At 45.2% G+C, this 19,252-nt stretch carries 22 protein-coding genes, 1 tRNA gene and 1 other annotated feature; of the genes, 13 read left to right on the forward strand and 10 right to left on the reverse strand.

The annotated features are described in order from the left end of the window. The first annotated feature begins 145 nt into the window (after positions 1-145). On the forward strand, positions 146-748 hold the full coding sequence (locus ACRC32_RS10455) for a Uma2 family endonuclease (RefSeq protein ID WP_438553899.1): 603 nt from the start codon (positions 146-148) through the stop codon (positions 746-748). Here ACRC32_RS10455 and ACRC32_RS10460 read toward each other — a convergent pair. The 4 genes from ACRC32_RS10460 to ACRC32_RS10475 form a co-directional block, all read right to left on the reverse strand. Then, positions 745-1,635, reverse strand: a complete 891-nt coding sequence (locus ACRC32_RS10460) for a sugar kinase (protein WP_438553900.1) — start codon at positions 1,633-1,635, stop codon at positions 745-747. The genes ACRC32_RS10455 and ACRC32_RS10460 overlap by 4 nt on opposite strands. Positions 1,636-1,715: 80 nt before the next feature. Continuing rightward, positions 1,716-2,066 carry a type II toxin-antitoxin system PemK/MazF family toxin gene (locus ACRC32_RS10465; RefSeq protein WP_438553901.1) on the reverse strand — a complete coding sequence of 117 codons (351 nt, stop codon included), beginning with the start codon at positions 2,064-2,066 and terminating at the stop codon, positions 1,716-1,718. After that, the gene (locus tag ACRC32_RS10470) at positions 2,063-2,338 is read right to left on the reverse strand and encodes a ribbon-helix-helix domain-containing protein (protein ID WP_438553902.1); all 276 of its coding nucleotides are present in this window, start codon (positions 2,336-2,338) and stop codon (positions 2,063-2,065) included. The genes ACRC32_RS10465 and ACRC32_RS10470 overlap by 4 nt, the downstream gene beginning before the upstream one ends. 48 nt (positions 2,339-2,386) lie before the next feature. After that, positions 2,387-3,205 carry a pantothenate kinase gene (locus tag ACRC32_RS10475; protein WP_438553914.1) on the reverse strand — a complete coding sequence of 273 codons (819 nt, stop codon included), beginning with the start codon at positions 3,203-3,205 and terminating at the stop codon, positions 2,387-2,389. Between the two features lie 150 nt (positions 3,206-3,355). Here ACRC32_RS10475 and ACRC32_RS10480 point away from each other — a divergent pair, with 150 nt between their 5' ends. The 4 genes from ACRC32_RS10480 (at position 3,356) to ACRC32_RS10495 (ending at position 7,614) form a co-directional block, all read left to right on the forward strand. After that, positions 3,356-5,077: a diflavin flavoprotein gene (locus tag ACRC32_RS10480; RefSeq protein WP_438553903.1), complete on the forward strand. Its 1,722-nt coding sequence runs from the start codon at positions 3,356-3,358 to the stop codon at positions 5,075-5,077. A gap of 129 nt (positions 5,078-5,206) precedes the next feature. Continuing rightward, positions 5,207-5,491 (forward strand): hypothetical protein, encoded by a 285-nt coding sequence (locus ACRC32_RS10485; RefSeq protein ID WP_438553904.1) that lies wholly within the window; start codon positions 5,207-5,209, stop codon positions 5,489-5,491. After that, positions 5,488-5,799, forward strand: a complete 312-nt coding sequence (locus ACRC32_RS10490) for a hypothetical protein (RefSeq protein WP_438553905.1) — start codon at positions 5,488-5,490, stop codon at positions 5,797-5,799. The genes ACRC32_RS10485 and ACRC32_RS10490 overlap by 4 nt, the downstream gene beginning before the upstream one ends. A gap of 105 nt (positions 5,800-5,904) precedes the next feature. Next, on the forward strand, positions 5,905-7,614 hold the full coding sequence (locus ACRC32_RS10495) for a diflavin flavoprotein (protein ID WP_438553906.1): 1,710 nt from the start codon (positions 5,905-5,907) through the stop codon (positions 7,612-7,614). A 36-nt stretch (positions 7,615-7,650) separates the two neighbouring features. On the opposite strand, the gene ACRC32_RS10500 is transcribed toward ACRC32_RS10495, so the two are convergent. Beyond that, the gene (locus ACRC32_RS10500; protein WP_438553915.1) at positions 7,651-8,697 is read right to left on the reverse strand and encodes a fatty acid desaturase; all 1,047 of its coding nucleotides are present in this window, start codon (positions 8,695-8,697) and stop codon (positions 7,651-7,653) included. 228 nt (positions 8,698-8,925) lie between these two features. After that, positions 8,926-9,474, reverse strand: a complete 549-nt coding sequence (locus ACRC32_RS10505) for a phycobiliprotein lyase (RefSeq protein ID WP_438553907.1) — start codon at positions 9,472-9,474, stop codon at positions 8,926-8,928. A gap of 371 nt (positions 9,475-9,845) precedes the next feature. Here ACRC32_RS10505 and rplS point away from each other — a divergent pair, with 371 nt between their 5' ends. The 8 genes from rplS to rplL all read left to right on the forward strand — a co-directional run bounded on the left by rplS (position 9,846) and on the right by rplL (position 14,014). After that, positions 9,846-10,208, forward strand: a complete 363-nt coding sequence (gene rplS, locus ACRC32_RS10510; protein WP_039716820.1) for a 50S ribosomal protein L19 — start codon at positions 9,846-9,848, stop codon at positions 10,206-10,208. Between the two features lie 112 nt (positions 10,209-10,320). Continuing rightward, positions 10,321-10,393: transfer RNA gene (locus ACRC32_RS10515), tRNA-Trp, on the forward strand. 224 nt (positions 10,394-10,617) lie between these two features. Next, entirely contained in the window at positions 10,618-10,836 is a 219-nt protein-coding gene (secE, locus tag ACRC32_RS10520) for a preprotein translocase subunit SecE (protein WP_015154772.1), read from the forward strand. After that, on the forward strand, positions 10,836-11,477 hold the full coding sequence (gene nusG, locus ACRC32_RS10525; RefSeq protein ID WP_192156886.1) for a transcription termination/antitermination protein NusG: 642 nt from the start codon (positions 10,836-10,838) through the stop codon (positions 11,475-11,477). Before secE ends, nusG begins: the two co-directional genes overlap by 1 nt. Positions 11,478-11,486: 9 nt before the next feature. Further along, the gene (rplK, locus tag ACRC32_RS10530) at positions 11,487-11,912 is read left to right on the forward strand and encodes a 50S ribosomal protein L11 (RefSeq protein ID WP_015154770.1); all 426 of its coding nucleotides are present in this window, start codon (positions 11,487-11,489) and stop codon (positions 11,910-11,912) included. 120 nt (positions 11,913-12,032) lie between these two features. Then, positions 12,033-12,749, forward strand: a complete 717-nt coding sequence (gene rplA, locus ACRC32_RS10535; RefSeq protein ID WP_438553908.1) for a 50S ribosomal protein L1 — start codon at positions 12,033-12,035, stop codon at positions 12,747-12,749. 36 nt (positions 12,750-12,785) lie between these two features. Further along, positions 12,786-12,948 (forward strand) — a sequence feature (ribosomal protein L10 leader region). Positions 12,949-13,015: 67 nt separating this feature from the next. After that, a complete protein-coding gene (gene rplJ / locus ACRC32_RS10540) occupies positions 13,016-13,567 on the forward strand; it encodes a 50S ribosomal protein L10 (RefSeq protein ID WP_438553909.1) in 552 nt (183 codons plus the stop codon). Positions 13,568-13,618: 51 nt separating this feature from the next. After that, positions 13,619-14,014, forward strand: a complete 396-nt coding sequence (rplL, locus tag ACRC32_RS10545; RefSeq protein WP_015154767.1) for a 50S ribosomal protein L7/L12 — start codon at positions 13,619-13,621, stop codon at positions 14,012-14,014. Positions 14,015-14,104: 90 nt separating this feature from the next. On the opposite strand, the gene ACRC32_RS10550 is transcribed toward rplL, so the two are convergent. The 4 genes from ACRC32_RS10550 to ACRC32_RS10565 all read right to left on the reverse strand — a co-directional run bounded on the left by ACRC32_RS10550 (position 14,105) and on the right by ACRC32_RS10565 (position 19,217). After that, positions 14,105-15,832, reverse strand: coding sequence for a protein kinase domain-containing protein (locus ACRC32_RS10550; RefSeq protein ID WP_438553910.1), 1,728 nt, complete (start codon positions 15,830-15,832; stop codon positions 14,105-14,107). A 100-nt stretch (positions 15,833-15,932) separates the two neighbouring features. Continuing rightward, positions 15,933-16,121, reverse strand: a complete 189-nt coding sequence (locus ACRC32_RS10555; protein WP_438553911.1) for a DUF4089 domain-containing protein — start codon at positions 16,119-16,121, stop codon at positions 15,933-15,935. Between the two features lie 2 nt (positions 16,122-16,123). Further along, complete coding sequence (locus ACRC32_RS10560; protein ID WP_438553912.1) at positions 16,124-17,611, reverse strand: carotenoid oxygenase family protein; 1,488 nt, start codon at positions 17,609-17,611, stop codon at positions 16,124-16,126. Between the two features lie 145 nt (positions 17,612-17,756). Beyond that, positions 17,757-19,217, reverse strand: coding sequence for a folate/biopterin family MFS transporter (locus ACRC32_RS10565; protein WP_438553913.1), 1,461 nt, complete (start codon positions 19,215-19,217; stop codon positions 17,757-17,759). Between the last annotated feature and the right edge of the window lie 35 nt (positions 19,218-19,252).

Genomic DNA, 19,252 nt, shown 5'->3' on the forward strand with positions numbered 1-19,252 from the left:
CTTAACGAAAGAAGTTTTAAGTTTGTTGCATTCACCTGAAAAGTTAGCTCAAATGGGAAAAAAAGCAGGTGCGATCGCGGTAGCTGATAGTGCTGCAAGATTGGCACAGTTAGTCCGCGAGATGGTGAAAGAATAGGAGGAAACTATGCAAGTAACACAACGCTATTACACCCAAGATGAGTACCTGGAGTTAGAGGAGGCGGCTGAATATAAGAGTGAATATATCGACGGCGAGATTATCCCAATGGCAGGCGGAACAACAAATCATAATCGACTAGCAGGCAATTTCTACGCAGCGTTGAATTTTGCCTTCAAAAAACAAGACTACGAAGTTTTTATGGGTGACGTGCGTTTGTGGATACCCGACAAGCACATTTATACCTATCCCGATGTCATGGTAATTGCCGGAAAGCCGGAATATTACAATAATCGCACCGATACAGTGACTAACCCGCTCGTCATTGCCGAGATTTTATCCAAGTCTACCCAAAATCGCGATCGCCAAACAAAATTTGAGGATTATAAAACTATTGCCTCTTTCCAAGAATACATATTAATTGACCAAACTAAAATTAATGTCATGCAGTATGTGAAGACGGGAAGAAAGCGTTGGGAAATTCGAGAACATGATATAGAAGATGAAGTCATTGCCCTCCATTCCATTCTCTTTCAGATCTCTCTAGAAGATTTATATAATAAAGTTGACTTTGAGGCAGAGCAGGTAGAGAAAACTAATCTCGATAGTTAATCTCTTCTAGCTTGCATCCACTGACGAGAACCGAAAGACTGACAAGCCCGAGCAGCAATTTTTGCCGCAGCTCCTAAAGCTTCAGTAAAATTGTGCTGAAGGATGTAATGACTAAAAGCACCGTGAAAAATATCTCCTGCACCGAGAGTATCTATCGGTTTAATTCGAGGAATTTCTAGAGATTTGATTTTGCCCTCAGCTAAAGACTGAATAGGGTTTTCTCCCTGAGTAATCGCAATATTAGGAATTCCCATTTGAGAAAGATAAGAAATGACTTCTTCAATATTGTGACAATTGGGAGGATGAAAGTTAGCAGAACAGATAGCATAGTCTGCAAGAGATAAAACTTTTTCAAACCCAGATTTCCAACTACCACCATCAATAACAATAGGAATATTATTAGCTTTAGCAAGTTGCGCGATCGCCTCCCCTACTAACATTTGATGCCCGTCAATTAAAACTATATCGACTCCCTCTAAAATATTTTCTGGAATAAATTCAGGTGTAACTTGGTTTTTGACAGCATTAATAGAAACTACTGCCCGTTCCCCCGTATCTTGAGAGACAATAATTGATGAGACAGGCGGTGGTTCAGTTTGGCTAGGTGCTAAATCTGCGATCGCCACTCCATAAGTTGCCAAATCTGCTTTAATTAGCTGGGTAATTGGGTGGTTTCCTACTGTCCCTAACAAAGTAGAGCGATCGCCCAAATAGCTAAATGTGACGGCAGCATTAGTAGCAGGTCCACCAGCTGCAACAATATAATCTGAGGCAACAATTTTCTGATTATTAGTTGGTGGAGACGGAGCCAAATAGACAAAATCTAAAGTAGTTAAACCGACAAATAATCCACAAGAACCTTCAACTAGTTGTCGATTGCGATCCATCAGCTACAATCCCTAGCTTTTACTTGCATTAACTCCTACTTGCCCTAACTCCTACTTGCATGACTAATCGCTTGTTACTCTCAATTTTGTCCCAGCAAATCTAAAGCAATTAATAATGCTCGCTCTAATTGTGACATTACTTCATGGGAGAGCGTTCCCCGTAGGCGAAGAAGACGAGCTTTAGATAAGACGCGCACCTGGTCTGCCATAGCAATAGAATCTTTACTCAATCCCCCATTTGATGCACGAATTAAAACTTGAGTCGGATAAACCCGTTTATTTGACTGATAAGTGGTGCAGGGAACAGCTAAAATTACTGGACTGTAGGCATTAATTGCATCTCGACTGACAATGATAATAGGGCGAGTTCCTCCTTGTTCAGATCCTTCAACGGGTTCGAGACGAGCATCATAGACTTCTCCCCGTTTCACAGCTGAGAATCCTCTAGATTTAGAGCTTCCCAGCTAGCAGAAGCAAACTCAGCTTCCATTCTTAACACTTCTGCTTGATAGTCTGGATCTTGTGCCATCTGGACTAACGCTGCATCAATCTCTGCCCTTTGTAGTGTTGCTAATTCGTGTCGCAAAGCTTGGGCTACAAACTCATTGCGATTCTTGGCTTTCCCTTCGCTGACCATCCTATCGGCGGCTTCTAGAAGTTCAGAAGGTAGAGTGAGGGTGGTACGTACCTTTTGCTTTTCCATGTCTCTTTTGGTGACTAAATTGATGTCGATAGTGGCATCAACTTAAGCTTAGCTCAAACATGACGACTTAGAATTTTGCAAAGACGATCGCATCCCCCAAAAAGTCAAATTAGGTTCGTAAACGATCTTGGTAGCGAGTTCGGGATAGAGCGATCGCAGATATTCCAAGAGTAATTTACCATCGCCTCCTTTAAAACAAATCTGACTATCAGGAAATTTTTCCCACCAAGCCGTGATAAAGTCGCGAATGCTAGCAATTAGCGTGTAGATCACTCCACTTTGGATTGCTTCTGGGGTATTCGTCGCCCAGCGTTCGGGTAAAGAGAAAATTTCTGAAGCTGCGATCGAAGGCAGATTAGCTGTTTTTTGTCCTAAAGACTGCAATTGTAAGCTTAATCCTGGTAATATCGCCCCACCAACCAAACAGCGATCGCCATCTGCACCTGTAAAAGTTAATGCTGTTCCTGCATCGATAACTAAGACGGGAAAACCGAAAGTTTCTCCAGCTCCCAACACAGCTAAAGCGCGATCGATCCCTAGAGTAGGATAAATTCTCAAAAGGGGTATTTTATCTAGCAAAATTACGTGTGCTTCTGGGTATGCTTGCCACAGCACTGTCTGACTAGGAAAAACAGAAGCAATATATATAGGTAAGAGGTAGGGGCGCACAGCCCACCCAGAGATAATTGAGTCAATAGGAAACAGAATTTCTTGAGGGAGATCGGCAAAAGTCTTACACTGAGCTAGCTGTTGCTCAATCACTCTAGAAAAATGGGGAGTATCCCAAGTAATTTGGAGATTTTCACCTTCGAACCATCCCCAATGCAACCGAGAATTGCCAATTTCCAAACCCAACCAAGTTCCCATCTCAGTCATTAGTTAATTCCGACTCGCGACTTACGACTTACTTTTAGCTTTTTTAACCCACTGATAATTTATTTAATAAAGCTTTACAAGAAAGACGTGAGAGAATGAAGATAAGGAAATAATACTTAAAAATTTTAGGGGAGAGGACTAATGGTAGTACTCGCCGATAGAAAGCAAAATCGCCTGACCATCCAGACAAGTGAAATTGCTGCCGATACCACAGCAATTCGATCGCTCGACTGGGATCGCGATCGCTTTGACATTGAATACGGGTTACAAAACGGTACAACGTACAACTCATTCATCATTCAGGGCGAACGGACTGCCTTAGTTGATGCTTCCCACGAAAAATTTCGCCATCTGTATTTAGATAGCCTCAAAGGTCTCATTGACCTGTCACAGCTAGATTACATCATTATCAGCCACACCGAGCCAGACCATAGCGGCTTGGTTAAAGACGTGCTGCAACTCGCACCCAACGCCACGGTTGTCGGCTCCAAAGTTGCCTTGCAGTTTCTTGAGGACATGGTACACCAACCATTCCAACGCCAAATCGTCAAAAATGGCGATCGCCTTGATTTAGGTAAGGGACACGAACTGGAATTTGTCAGCGCGCCTAATTTGCATTGGCCCGATACTATTTTTACCTACGATCGCGCCACCCAAATTCTCTACACCTGCGATGCTTTTGGGTTGCATTACTGCGACGAGCGCATGTTTGATGAAGATTTAACCGCGATTGAAGCCGATTTTCAATACTACTACGAGTGTTTGATGGCTCCTAATGCCCGTTCCGTGATCTCTGCTATGAAACGGATGGGTGAATTAGGGAAAGTCAACATCATTGGTACTGGTCACGGCCCCTTACTCTCTCACAATGTTGCCGAACTCACCGGACGCTACCGCAAGTGGAGCCAAAATCAAGCTAAGACAGAAACTACCGTCGCCCTGTTTTACACTCCAGACTACGGCTACAGCGATCGCCTCGCAGCTTTCATCTCCCACGGGATAGATAAAACAGGTGTTGCTGTAGAAACGATCGATATGCGGACGGCTGACTTGCAAGAAGTACAAGAACTCGTCGGTCGTAGTGCCGGAATTATTGTTGGGATGCCCCCCAGCCACGCCAACGATTCAGCTCAAGATACTCTCAGTACAATTTTGGCAGCTGTCAAAGAAAAGCAAGTTTTCGGTTTGTTTGAATCTGGGGGTGGCGACGACGAACCCATTTATCCACTGCAAAATAAGTTTCGTGACTTGGGTTTGACTCCCGCTTTTGGCATCATTCGGATTCAAGATACCCCTACAGAGAACACGTACAAGCAGTGCGAAGAGGCGGGGACGGACTTAGGACAATTACTTACCCGCGATCGCAGTATTAAACAGTTAAAAGCTTTCGCCGCCGACTTGGAAAAAGCCCTGGGAAGGATCAGCAGCGGACTCTACATCATCACCACCCGAAAAGGCGAACTCTCTGGGGCGATGTTAGCTTCTTGGGTTGCTCAGGCTAGCTTCCAACCCTTGGGAGTCACAATAGCAGTGGCAAAAGACCGCGCTATTGAGTCTTTGATGCAAGTCGGCGATCGCTTCGTGTTAAATGTCCTCGAAGAAGGCAACTATCAAGCCCTGATGAAGCACTTTCTCAAGCGCTTCCCACCTGGTGCTGACCGCTTTGCCGGAGTCAAAACCCAAATGGCAACGAATGGTTCTCCTATCCTGACCGATGCCCTTGCCTATATGGAATGCGAAGTCGCTAGTCGCATGGAGTGCAACGACCACTGGATCGTCTACTGCACCGTCTATGCAGGTCGCGTCTCCAAACCCGAATCTATCACCGCCGTCCACCACCGGAAACTAGGAAATTCTTATTAAGGAGGGGCTAGTGACTAGTGGCTCGTGGCTAGACTTTTTTCTAGTCACCAGCTATTAGTCACGAATAGCTGGTAATTCGTAACTGACTGTCCTAATATACTTCGGAGCAGTTAGAGCGAGATAGAGAAATTGCGAACTTCTACTCCATCGACAGCAACCAGAGTATTTCCGCTTGACGTACTAAAAGCATTAAGTATTTTAGCAGTCGTTTCCTTTCATGCTATTTTCGTTCATCCATCGGCATACGCATCGATAGGATCGTCTTTAGATATCCTGTTTGCAGTTAAAATTCTGCGTACCTGTTTTCCTGACATCTCTTTCTTTTTGTTACAACGAGGTATAGACAAAAATTTCGGTCAGTCTAACTATTTTCTCTTAAAGAAACGCTTGTTGCGTCTACATATGACTACATGATGCTGTCTTGTATATTGAGCGTGTTTGTTTGCTTTTTATGTTTTGCCTCCGTCACAGAAGATCGGCTATCTACAACGGGTAGAAAAATCGTTAAGCTACTATCAACATATAGCCTGGGGATTTATTGTATTAACGGAGTGACACAAACAATCTTCCATGCTTTGTTTGTCACAATGTTTCCTGACGCGACTTTTAATTTACTAGAAATTCTCGTCATGAAAACTTTGGGATTTATTCTTCTTTTATCAGTTTCTATAGGTATTTCATTACTAATTGATAAGCTCTGTGGTAGTGCGTTAGTCCGGTAGAATACCTCAAAAAACCAAATTTAAAAATAAGCTCGTCTATATTTATCGAGTCACGCTCTGCAATTTCATTTTCTCTCTATTTAACTTCAAAACACCCAACAAACTATGCTAGAAACTAAACCCCGCGACGTTCAAGTTCTCCCTATCGGTATCGATACAACTATAGTGCGATCGCGCAGTTGGGCGCGGCTACGCTTTGAAATTGAATACGCCCTTGCCAAGGGTACAACGGCAAATTCCTATTTCATTCAAGGCGATAAAACTGCTTTACTCGACCCTCCCGGCGAAACTTTTAGCCAAATCTATCTCGAAGCTTTACAACAACGCTTCGATCTCAAAAGCTTAGATTACGTCATTCTAGGACACGTCAACCCCAATCGTGCCGCTACTCTCAAAGCCTTACTAGAACTTGCCCCCCAAGTTACTTTTATCTGTTCTAATCCTGGGGCGAAAAATTTACGCACCATCTTAGAAGATCGAGAATTATCAATTTTAGTCATGCGGGGTGAGGAAACCTTAGATTTAGGTGGAGGGCATCTTTTACAATTTATCCCCACTCCCAATCCTCGCTACCCCGACCACCTTTGTACCTACGATCCGCAAACCGAAATTCTCTACACCGATAAACTTTTTGGTGCACATCTGTGCGGCGAACAAGTATTTGATGAAGGCTGGGAAATTTTCAACGAAGACCGTCGCTATTATTTCGATTGTGTCATGGCTCCCCATGCACGACAAGTAGAAACAGCGCTAGAAAAACTTTCCGAACTGCCTGTGAGAATGTATGGTGTGGGTCACGGTCCCATCGTTCGCTATGGGCTGATCGAACTAACCCAAGCGTATCGTCAGTGGAGCAAACAGCAAACCTCTCAGGATCTAACCGTAGCCTTGCTCTATGCCTCGGCTTACGGTAGTACTGCAACACTAGCACAGGCGATCGCCCGTGGAATTACTAAAGCTGGGGTCGCAGTAGAATCGATCAACTGCGAATTTGCCGAACCTGACGAGATCCGCACCGCTGTAGAAAAAGCTGCTGGGATTGTCATCGGTTCCCCCACCCTTGGCGGACACGCACCAACTCCAATTCAAACTGCTTTGGGTATCATTCTCTCTACCTCTAGCAGCAACAGACTTGCAGGGGTTTTTGGTTCCTTTGGCTGGAGTGGAGAGGCAATAGATTTGATCGAAGGTAAACTGAAAGATGCTGGTTACCGATTTGCATTTGAACCGATCCGCGTCAAATTCAAACCTACTGATGTCACTTTGCAACTATGTGAGGAAACAGGCACGGATTTTGCCCACAATATCAAACGGGCGAAAAAAGTCAGAATCGCACGTCAACCAGCTAGCAATGTAGAACAAGCTGTAGGACGAATTGTCGGTTCTCTATGCGTCGTCACCACTAAAAAGCACGAAGAAATTTCCAGTGCGATGCTAGCTTCTTGGGTATCTCAAGCCACATTCAACCCGCCTGGTCTGACGATTGCTGTTGCTAAAGACCGTGCAATTGAATCGATGCTGCATAGTGGCGATAAATTGATTTTAAATGTCTTAGCAGAAGGAAGACAATTACGCAAGCACTTTATGAAATCCTTTGCCCCAGGCGAGGATAGATTTGCCAATGTTGCTACGGAAACATCTGAAAACGGCTGTCCCATTCTCACTGATGCTTTAGCATATCTCGAATGTACGGTTAATAATCGGATGGAAGCTGGCGATCACTGGATTGTCTACGCGATCGCCGATAACGGAAAAGTCTTCAACCCCGATGGTGTCACCGCCGTCCACCACCGTAAATCAGGGAATCATTATTAAAAATGTAGAGACGTTACACGTAACGTCTCTACATTTTTAATCCTTCAATTCCTTGGGAGACTGATAATAAACAACTCCGCCTGTATCTGAGACGAAATAGCAAGATTTATAGGATTGCCATAAAGCCTGCAATATAGAAACCTGAGACTTGCGATAGTAGTTTCCCAAGATTGGTTTAATCGCTTCGGTAGCGGTACGCAAGTGGTAGTGTGGCATATTCAGAAATATGTGATGTGCCACATGAGTCCCAATATCGTGATGAATGGGGTTAATCCAACCATAATCGCGATCGATTGTTGATAAAGCCCCTCTTAAGAAATACCATTCCTCACCCCGATACCAAGGAATATCCGGTTCTGTGTGGTGCAAGAATGTTACTAAGTCCAACCACATCACAAAAATGACGTATGGTACTAGGTAGTATTTCAGCAAAAACATCCAGCCATATAGGTAAGTTAATCCACCTAAGAAAGCTATCATCAATCCACAGCAGATCGTACTCGTAATCACATCCCACTTTTCGGAAGGACGAAAAAGATTGCTGTTAGGTAAGAAATGCGATCCCTGTTTTCCAGGCGATCGCTTAAATAAATAGAGTGGATACAAGAACAAAATTAGTTGAAAGCGTAGTAGTTTTTCATACCAAGCCATCTGTCGATATGTGGCTTCCGTCACCGGATACCAGCTTTCATCTGTATCGATATTACCAGTGTTATTGTGATGGGTTCTGTGACTGATCCGCCAACCGTGGAAAGGGACGAGAATTGGCGTGTGCGCCAAATGCCCGACTAAGTTATTCAACCACCTATACTTAGAAAACGAGCGATGTCCGCAATCATGTCCAACCACAAATAAAGCCCAAAACATGGTTCCTTGCATCAACCAGAAAATGGGAAAGAACCACCAAGAGTCGATCGCACCAGCCACTACGTAGAGAAGACTGATAATACCTATATCTAAAAAGAAGTAGGCAAGCGATCGCCAAGTAGATGGTTGAAAGCATTCAGGAGGGATTGCAGCTTTCAGTTCTGCCAGCGTGAAGGGAAGGCTTGCCCGATCTTGGCTAGTTTCCTTGCTTCCCAGATTTTCTACACTACTAACGAGCTCAAATGGCACAGAGTTTTTTAATTTTAAACAGCGAACATTATTGTAATGCCAAAATGTAACGAAATTTGAATAAATCTCTGCTAATAACAAATTTTTATCGAGAATAACAATCTGATTTTATTGTCAATTCGGTCGCGATAATGCATAAAAGTGCAAGGGCGCATATCTGTGCGCCCCTACTCTGTAATTTTGCAGATAAAAACGTTACTCTACCCGTTTTTCCAAATATTGACCGATCATCTGTTGTTCCCCTGCACGGGAAATAATTGTCTGGCGCGTGCGATACTTATCACCAATCAGTTTTAACTGTTCCTCAAAAACCGAGCCATTATACTCAGTCCGCAGACACATAGTTTCCGGTTCTAAAAAATAATATTCAGCTGTTACAGGTTTAGTCGTGGCAAAACCGCGATCGCGATATAAAGTAGAACCTGCAACCCCAAACATTGTTGCACCTTTTGACTGCTTCTTCTGCGACACCGAATCCCGGCTTTCCCAACTGACTTCCGCACCACAAGTTAAGATATCTGGATCGCTCAGTTGATGTAATTCTGCTAATTTTCTTAACTCATCGCACCCTGGCTCTAAAAACCTGATGGTAATGTAGCTGACCATTTCCTTAGTTTCGCCATCAGGTAACGTGTAGTATCGTCGTTGCGATCGCCATTCACCCGCCGACTTGCGAAAGAACTCAGCAACTTTCTGGGATGCCGATGCTTCATCAACTTGAGCCAATCTTAATTGTGATGTCACGGTTAGCAAGTCCTCACATACTATGTATTCATCTTGCGCATCTTACCCCTTTACTTGGGGATGTTCCAGAAAGCAAGAGCTTGTTAATATTTTTAACGATTGACTATATATTAAGTCAAGATTCTCAAGTTTGACATCTAGTAGATGAATTAACTCTCCAGAGTGACTTCGCCCCAGAGCTTACCAAGAAGGCTGTCGAGTGGTTGTAATTGTTGACACATTTAGAGGACAAGTCGCAAGTCACAATTCAACCCCACACCCTTTCTTCACTGGTCACTGGTCACTGGTCACTGGTCACTGATAACTGATACCCCCTAGACCGAACGACGAACATTGAGCTATGATTAACGATTGTGAGTTTTTTAAAGATGATGAACGCGCAAGAAATTATCCGCTCGATTGAAGCGGAGCAGTTGAAGTCGAATTTACCTGAGATATATATCGGTGACACGGTAAAAGTCGGGGTAATTATTCAAGAAGGTGGCAAAGAACGTACTCAGCCTTACGAAGGCGTAGTTATTGCCATGCGTAACAGCGGCATTAACAAAACGATCACCGTGCGCCGCGTATTCCAGGGTGTAGGTGTAGAGCGAGTCTTTCTACTGCATTCGCCTCGAATTGATAGCGTTAAAGTTATGCGACGCGGTAAGGTACGACGTGCTAAGCTGTACTACCTACGCGATCGCGTTGGGAAGGCAACTCGGATCAAGCAACGGTTCGATCGCGCCCTGTAATTGCAATTGGGTAAATGTTGCAAGTCACACAAGAAAAATTACCCAATAGCAATCGCGAAGATCGCGCTTCAGGTCGCCAAATTGCGTTAGACTAGAATCCAGCCAAATTTGTGCGCTCTTAGTTCAGTTGGTAGAACGTCGGTCTCCAAAACCGGATGTCGGGGGTTCAAGTCCTCCAGGGCGCGCTCTCAATCAGGCAAATCCCTTACCCAAAAGCGCGATCGAATGCTAGCTATCAGCAGCAAAAGTAGAAGCTTTTGGGTAAAATTAGTTGGTGACGACCCAGATCTTAAATATCTATAAAGTTAGATCGGCTGGACTCGAACGAACTGCTCAGTCTGAACAAAACAGTCAAGCAGTGAGGGTTAAACGCGATCGCTTCTATTATCAATTGAGGTGTAAAGCAACCGTGAGCAAGAAAAACGAAGCCGAGATCCAACAAAGCAGTGGATTTAGCGTCACCGACTTTTTAAAGGGAACTAAAGAGGAACTTGATAAAGTAGTTTGGCCCAGTCGCCAACAGCTAATCAGCGAATCTTTAGCCGTACTATCAATGGTGGCACTTTCTGCCACAATGATTTACCTCATTGATGCGTTGTTTGCTTGGGCAGCAAGAAAGGTATTCTGATGACTTTTGCAACAGACGAGCCAGGTGACTCTCGCCGCGAAGAAGAGGCAACACCAGCGATCGCTGACACAGCAGATCGCAAGCCGCGTTGGTATGCCGTACAAGTCGCCTCTGGCTGTGAAAAGCGCGTGAAAGCAGACTTAGAGCGGCGGGCGCAGACATTCGACGTATCCGAGCGCATTTTTCAAGTAGAAATTCCGCAAAGTAAAGCCTTCAAAATCCGTAAAGATGGCAGTAGGCAAGAAACGGATGAAAAAGTGTTTCCTGGTTACGTGCTAGTCAAAATGGCAATGGACGATGAAACGTGGCAGGTGGTGAAAAATACCTCTCACGTCATCAACTTTGTGGGAGCCGAACAAAAGCGTGGTAGCGGTCGCGGTCGCGGTCACGTTAAACCCCTACCCCTCAGTCCCCCAGAAGTAGAAAGAATCTTTAAGCAAGCTCAGGAACAGGAGCCAGTGGTCAAAATCAATTTGGCGGCTGGAGATCGAATTATCGTGTTAACTGGTCCGTTTAAAGACTTTGAAGGCGAAGTGGTGGAAGTCAGTCCAGAACGGAGTAAGCTAAAAGCTTTACTCTCAATTTTCGGACGGGACACGCCCGTAGAATTGGAGTTCAATCAGGTTCAGAAACAAGGCTAGAACAGAGAAATGGCAAAGAAAGTAGTTGCGGTCATTAAGCTGGCATTGAATGCTGGTAAAGCTAACCCAGCACCGCCAGTTGGACCAGCGCTAGGTCAGCATGGCGTGAATATTATGATGTTCTGCAAAGAATACAACGCCAGAACCGCCGATCAAGCAGGAATGGTCATTCCCGTAGAAATTTCGGTGTTTGAAGACAGAAGTTTTACATTTGTCCTCAAAACTCCCCCTGCTTCCGTATTGATTCGTAAAGCAGCAGGGATCGAGCGCGGTTCCAACGAGCCAAATAAAAAGCGAGTTGGTTCGATTTCAACAGCTCAATTGCGAGAAATCGCCCAAACGAAGCTACCAGACCTTAACGCTAACGATATCGATGCCGCGATGAAAATTGTGGCAGGAACGGCGAAAAACATGGGCGTAAACGTCACCGAGTAGGGGCGAGGAGTGAGGGGTGAGAGGCTTTTGAAGCATCCTCAATCCAAAATCTAAAATCTAAAATCCAAAATTATATCGGGGGAGAGGCAGGAAGCTTCGCAACGACCCCAGGAGAGAAAAATGGCAAAAAAAGTATCGAGAAGATTGCGATCGCTGCAAGAGAAAGTAGAAGATCGGGCTTATGCGCCGATTGAAGCGTTGCAATTATTAAAAGAAACTGCTACAGCTAAGTTTTCCGAAGCCGCAGAAGCACATATACGGTTGGGAATCGATCCGAAATATACAGACCAACAGCTCAGAACGACAGTTGTACTACCCAAAGGTACGGGTCAAGAAGTCCGCGTTGCCGTGATTGCTAGAGGTGAAAAGGTCACAGAAGCGAGCAACGCAGGAGCCGATATCGTTGGCTCTGAGGAATTAATTACCGAAATTCAAAACGGTAGAATGGACTTTGACAAACTCATTGCTACACCTGATGTTATGCCCCAAGTGGCAAGATTGGGTAAGTTGTTGGGTCCACGCGGTTTGATGCCATCGCCCAAAGGGGGAACGGTAACATTCGATCTAGCCAGCGCGATCGCGGAGTTCAAAGCTGGTAAACTAGAATTTCGTGCCGATCGCACGGGAATCGTTCACGTTATGTTTGGGAAAGCAGCTTTCCCCGCCGAAGATTTGTTAGTCAATTTGAAGGCGCTACAAGAAACTATCGATCGAAACCGTCCCTCTGGTGCAAAAGGTCGTTACTGGCGTACTATTTTTGTTTCCGCGACTATGGGACCTGCAATTGAAGTTGAAATTAGCGGCTTGCGAGATTTGAAGATGACGGAAGCAGCGTAGAGAATTCGGAATTCGGAATTTGGAATTCGGAATTAAAGTAAGAATCAAAAAAAGCCGAAGACAGCAGGTGCAAATAGCTTAATATCCTGCCGAGGTTTGTACAAAAATGTTTTTGATGACACTAGTTATAGTGAAGTCGAAATAACATGACGTACACCGTGTCACCTCGGCTCTTGAGTCGAGGTTTTGTTTTGGGTGGGGTAGGGTAGGAGACACGGATTTCATGTGAATTGGTCGATCGCATTCCAAGCTAGGAGGTGAAATGAATGGGTAGAACCATAGAAAACAAACAAGAGATCGTGGCGGATCTCAAAGCAAGTTTGAATGAGTCCCAACTCGCTCTTGTAATTAACTATCAAGGGTTATCAGTGGCTGAAATTACAGATTTACGGCGGCGATTGCGCCCAACCGGAACAGTCTGTAAAGTAACCAAAAACACGCTGATGGGCATCGCGATTAGCGGTCAGGATAACTGGCTAGCTATGGAAGAATTGCTCCAAGGTTCTTCAGCATTTTTGCTGGTAAAAGAAGATATCAGCGGTGCAATCAAGGCTTACCAGGACTTCCAAAAAGCCAGCAAGAAAACTGAATTGCGCGGTGGCGTAATGGAAGGTCGTCTGCTGAAAGAAGCAGATGTTAAGGCACTGGGAGACTTGCCATCTAAAGAGCAGCTTATGGCTCAAATTGCTGGAGCTATCAATGCATTGGCAACCAAAGTTGCTGTGGGTATCAACGAAGTTCCATCTTCGCTGGCGCGTGGTATTCAGGCGTATGCCGATAAAGATGGCTCGGCTGCGACCGAAACAGATGCTGCTTAATCAGTAGCGAGAAAGACAAGCACAAATTTAGATTACATAGGAGTTAATTGCATGTCTGCTGCAACCGATCAAATTTTGGAACAACTCAAATCTCTAACTTTGCTAGAAGCATCTGAGTTAGTCAAGCAAATCGAAGAAGCCTTTGGCGTAAGTGCTGCTGCTCCTGCTGGAGGCATGATGATGATGGCTCCTGGTGCTGCTCCTGGCGCTCCTGCTGAGGAAGTGGAAGAGAAGACTGAATTCGACGTAATTCTGGAAGAAGTACCCGCTGATAAGAAGATTGCCATCCTGAAGCAAGTGCGCGAACTGACAGGTCTAGGCTTGAAAGAAGCTAAAGACTTGGTAGAATCTGCACCCAAGCCAGTGAAGGAAGGCATTGCTAAAGAAGCGGCAGAAGAAGCTAAGAAGACTCTAGAAGCTGCTGGCGCTAAGGTGACTGTTAAATAGATCCCCCCAACCCCCCTTTTAAGGGGGGCTTTCGATCGCCATCTGTAGAGACGTTCCATGGAACGTCTCTACATTTGTTTTAATATTGTTTTAATGTAAATTTGCATCCCAAATGCCGATATAAATGCGATCGCGGCTGTTACGTTCGATCGCCCCTTTTAGTTGACCTTGGCGAAAAGAATATTTGTTAGTCTGGCGCTGATAAACTTGTTGCAATCCGTTGGTAATTTCAGGTGTGGTTCGATCGCGTAACATTCGCTGTAGTGTTGTTTGCATAATTTCCGGCGCGACTGATTGAGCAAAAGAGACTTCAGTTTGACGCAGCCGTCCAGAAGTGCGATCGAATAAATAACCGAGCGTGATGCGTTCTGGCTCGATATCGTAAATCGCCGCACGGGTGTTAACCCAAAGACCTCTACTCGTTTTTGTAGGATTGCCTAATGCTGCTTTGACTACATCTTCAGTAGTACCAATCGGAAATCCAGGTATATCTCGATCTCGATCCCCCCTAGCCCCCCTTAATAAGGGGGGTTGTGGAGAGTTTTGGTCTGTCGCCCCCCTTTGCAAGGGGGATTGGGGGGATCTAGTAGCTACGGGACTAGCGGGAGAGTTTTGGTCTGTCGCCTCCTTTTGTAAGGGGGGTTGGGGGGATCTAGTAGCTACGGGACTAGCGGGAGAGTTTTGGTCTGTCGTCCCCCTTTGCAAGGGGGATTGGGGAGATCTATCCGTTGGTACGGGAAGATCTACCGACATAGGTGTAGGCGGCGATACTGGCAATACGGACGATCGCGGTGCTGGCTGGGGAACGAAACTAAAAACTGTAGCAGTACTTAGCAATCCACCAATGAGCAGCCCACCGAAAATCAGATATTTCTGCTTTTTGCCTGCACCAGGTCGAAGTGTTGGAGGGGGGAGAGTTTGAGTTTCTAAAGTCTGCTGGTGGCGAGGGGGAGCGATCGCATCTCGATCGACTTCCTGGCGCGAGGATATAGTATCTACAGATTGCAAATCGTTAAGCATTTTAATCGCAGTTGAGTAGCGATCGCGTGGCTGATACTCAACTGCTTTATTCAGTACCGCTGCTAAACTAGGACTCACGTTTGTCGCATATTGCTGCCAGATAACTGTTTCGGTATGCGGGTCAACCTCTAACTCTTGCGGCAACTTACCAGTCAAAAGATAAATTGCTGTCATGCCCAAACTGTAAATATCGCTGGCGTAGATCGGTCGCCCTACAGCTTGTTCTGGAGCCATGAACCCAGGAGTCCCCAGCACCATTGTATAAATCGATCTACCTTGAACCGCGATCGCCGTTGCCATTGTTTCCTTAACCGCACCAAAATCAATCATGACTGGTTGGCAATCTGGCTGACGCAAAATAATATTGTCCGGCTTAATATCGCGATAAATAATTCCCTTACTATGGACGTAATGTAGGACTTTAAGTAGACTCACTAAAATTTTCCAGACAGTTGCTTCGCTCAGCACCCCTTCAGAGGTAACTTTTTTTGTGAGAGTTTCACCCTCAATCCACTCCTGAACCAAGTAAAACTGTCCGTTTTCGCTAAAGTAGGCGTACAACTTGGGAATTTGATCGCTACCTGCACTCAAAGCTTCCAAAGTTGCAGCCTCACGCTGGAACCTGTCTTGAATAATTTGGTACAGTTGCAAATCGTTTGCTACGGGTTTGAGTTGCTTAATGACGCAAGGACGGCGAGACGGCAAATATGTATCTGCTGCCAGAAAAGTTTCGCCAAATCCTCCTGCTCCCAGTAACTTAATTGTTTGATAGCGATTATTGAGTAGCGCAGTTGTCATGGAAAGTTTACTAGCAGTTTTTATACTGCTCGAATGCCATAACTCTACAGTAGCTATTTATTCAGATATCATCTGCTACCAAAAGAAACACCTCATTCGATTAGGGTTCAAACACTGTAGCTGCTTCAATATCTTCTGGTAAAGCAAAATCATTGACCGTCTGGGCGATCGCTTTTATCTTGGCAAAATTTTCTACCACTCCCGACCGATAAGCGGCTGGAATTGGTAAATCCAACACCAGCGCCATGCGATCGACATATTCAGCTAAAGCTAACTGCTGCTCGTCCATGATTAACTAGCGATCGTGCAATCTGGGGCAAAGTTACCGTGCAGTCCGTAGGGAATATGGTGCTTGAGATGTAAAGTCGCGATCGCGCCTTTATTCAAATCCCGACCATCCAAAATTACCACATCGGAACGATGGTGGCTAGAATCATAAATCACAGTCAGTACCCAGCCGTCATCTTCTAACGTCGAGTCAGGGCGGGGGACAAAAATCGGTTCGCTGATAAAACCACGCGGCGCAGCACTCCAAAGTTGCCGTTCTTCAGATTCTAAATCGAGTTTGAGAATTGCTTGCAAAGGTGCATTTCCAGTCGATTCATGCGCCGCACCCATAAAGAGATAGCGATAAGGTCTACCGACTTTATCCTTATGAATGCTTGGAAATTCGCAGCATCTCGACTCTATGAGTTCTCGCGATACTGTTTTATCCCGCAAGTTGAGATGAAAGCGCCACAATTGCCCAGGCTTGAGCGCATCAAAATCGACTTGTTTGAAATCGCTGGCTGGTTCTACTTCGGGGAAAGACTCGTAGCAAATTGAATCAACAACAATTTCCCCATTTTGTTCAAAAGCGTTGGCGTGGTGAAACACAAACCCAGCGTGAGTTTCTAAAATCTGAACCGACTCTTTAGGATGGCGGGGAATGAGAACAATGCGCGTTTTTTGGTGGGGTTGGAACTTGATACACTCTGCTGCCCCTCTTAACCCTAATGTAAAAGGTATTGGATTAAAAGCAACGGGGTTTTGGAAAAGAATGCAGTAGTTAGGAGTAATAGCGAAATCGTGAATGAAGGCAAACCCAGGAATACTATGGGCGTGCTGGCGAATAACTTTCCCTACGGGGTTCAGTTCAAAAATAGTAACTGTAGTCGATAAACCAACCTTGAGGGAGAAATTCACCAAGCAAGGTTCACCGCCGTCCATATCGCAACTAGGATCGAGGCGAGGATGTGCTGCAAAAGGATCGCCTTCTGCGATCGCACCGTCCAGAAAATCTTTTCCCAAGGTTTCCAGATTGTGAGGATCGAGGCGATGGGGTTCTGCTGCTTCCCACAGTGCCAACAGCTTGCCACCCCAGTAGATCACATTAGTATTGGCAATATTCTTTAGCTTGAAATCAAAGGCATTTGCCAACCAACCGCCAGGTTTTTGCGTACCAAAGACACCGCGATACAGAATTTTTCCAGCTTTTTGTTCCTCTACATACGCTTCTGTACGAATATAGCGATTGCGGAAGTGGGCGCGACCGTCACGAAATGCGATCGCGCTAATCATACCATCGCCATCAAAAGGGTGGTGAACTGGTTGTCCGTTGATATCCAATAAGCCAGGACCATTGCGGAATAGTGTCCCGCACAGTTCAGGAGGGATTTCCCCTTCGACATCATCAATTGAATAGTCGTATTCTTGTTTGAGCGATTCATATCCTCGCTGCCAATCGTGGCGTTGGTATGACTTAGGAGAAACTGTGGTGGCGCGTTCGTGAAGTTGCATAGTTAGGGAGTCGGGAGTCGGGAGTCGGGAGTCGTAGGGGCGGGTTTACCCAAAATCTCTGTTCGAATTGAAGAGAGAGTCAAGATAAATTACGAATTATGACTATAGCTTCATAATTCATCATCCAGCATTTATCTTTCATCCGTCACTCGGCAGGTTCTTCGACTGGTTCTTGTCGCAAGGAAGATGGTACTAACTCTGACAAGTTAGGTAGCAAAGTTTGCCCGATCTCTTTATCGTTAGTTGCATCTGGGGCGATCGCAGGTTGTCCGCTAGCAGCAGTAATTTCTTCTTTGGCAGGTAGCCAGCTTAAAAATGGCAGGGGTAAAAGCGTCGATAAGTTAGTAATGACTACCAGAAGCCAGAGCAAATCGAAGTTATTCTGAGAAATGCCAAACCACCGCATCAAAATCGCTCCCATTTGATAAGAAGCTAGGGAAGCAAGGTTTGATACAGACATCAACAAGGCAAACAAGGTTGCTTCTACTCCTGGAGGGCAAAGTCTTGCTGCCAACACCAAAACAGGCATGTAGGCAATTTGTCCCATCACCGTGAGGACGAGACTATCACCCAAACTAAACCAGCGATCGTCAATTCCTAAACTGCGGTTGGTATGAGTAACTAAGAGCAGCATACTCATACCCAAAACTGCTGAAAGTAAAGTACTCCAACCAAAAATGACGCGGAAAGATACACCTTTGAGGAAGCGCTGAAAGATCCACACGCCAACGAGGGAAGCAATACTCGTCACCAAGCGCACTCTACCTAGAAATTCCGGTTCAAACCCTAATTCGTTGGTGGTGAAGAAAAAGAAGGCTGCATCAGCTGTGGGAGTAGCTTGCCAGAGAAAAATAAAGGCAGTAGGAAGCCAAATTGTTCTTTGGGCGATCGCTTGTCGTAGTTGTTTAATTTGAGTATTGACACTAGACCAGTTGGCAAACGCTTGCGAGTTATCTGTTTTGCTGACTGGGACTTCGGTAATAAACCAAGCAATGAAAGAAACTATGAGGGGAAAAGTTGCCGTAATCAAAAATACCGTGCGGGTGGTGAAATGTTCTAGCAGCCAACCGCTAAAATAAGCTGTAATTAAACCACCAAAGGCTGAAGTTCCCCAACATAGAGATTGCAGCGAACCCGCATCAGCTTGAGATTCGACTCTTGCTCGTTCTACCACTAAAGAGTCTACAATCACGTCGCTGACGGCAACCGATAAAGAGCCTAGCGCGATCGCCCCTACAGCTGCCATTGGCGTATGTACGACTGTCGCCATACTCACCCAGGAAATTGCCCCTAAAATTCCCGATAAGACTAGATAAGGACGGCGGCGATAGCCAAAAATGGGTAAACCATCAGAGACAAACCCAAATACTGGTTTGATAATCCAGGGAAGCGCCACAATGCCTAACAAGGACGAGACTTCGGCCGGACTCAATCCCAGTTCATCCTTGAAGAAAAAGCTGACAGCAAGGCGGGCTAAGCCTAGAATTCCCTGAACGAAGTAGACAGTCAGGATTGCGATTAACTCCGTACTGGGTTCTTGACCGAAGAAAATCTTTTCTTTTAACGAGTCTTTTACCTTGGACAAGCCAGACGCGGAAATCAGCATTGATTAAAATAAATAAACTTTAAGATTTATCGACT

This window comes from Chroococcidiopsis sp., assembly GCF_051657925.1.
Taxonomy (GTDB): domain Bacteria; phylum Cyanobacteriota; class Cyanobacteriia; order Cyanobacteriales; family Chroococcidiopsidaceae; genus Chroococcidiopsis.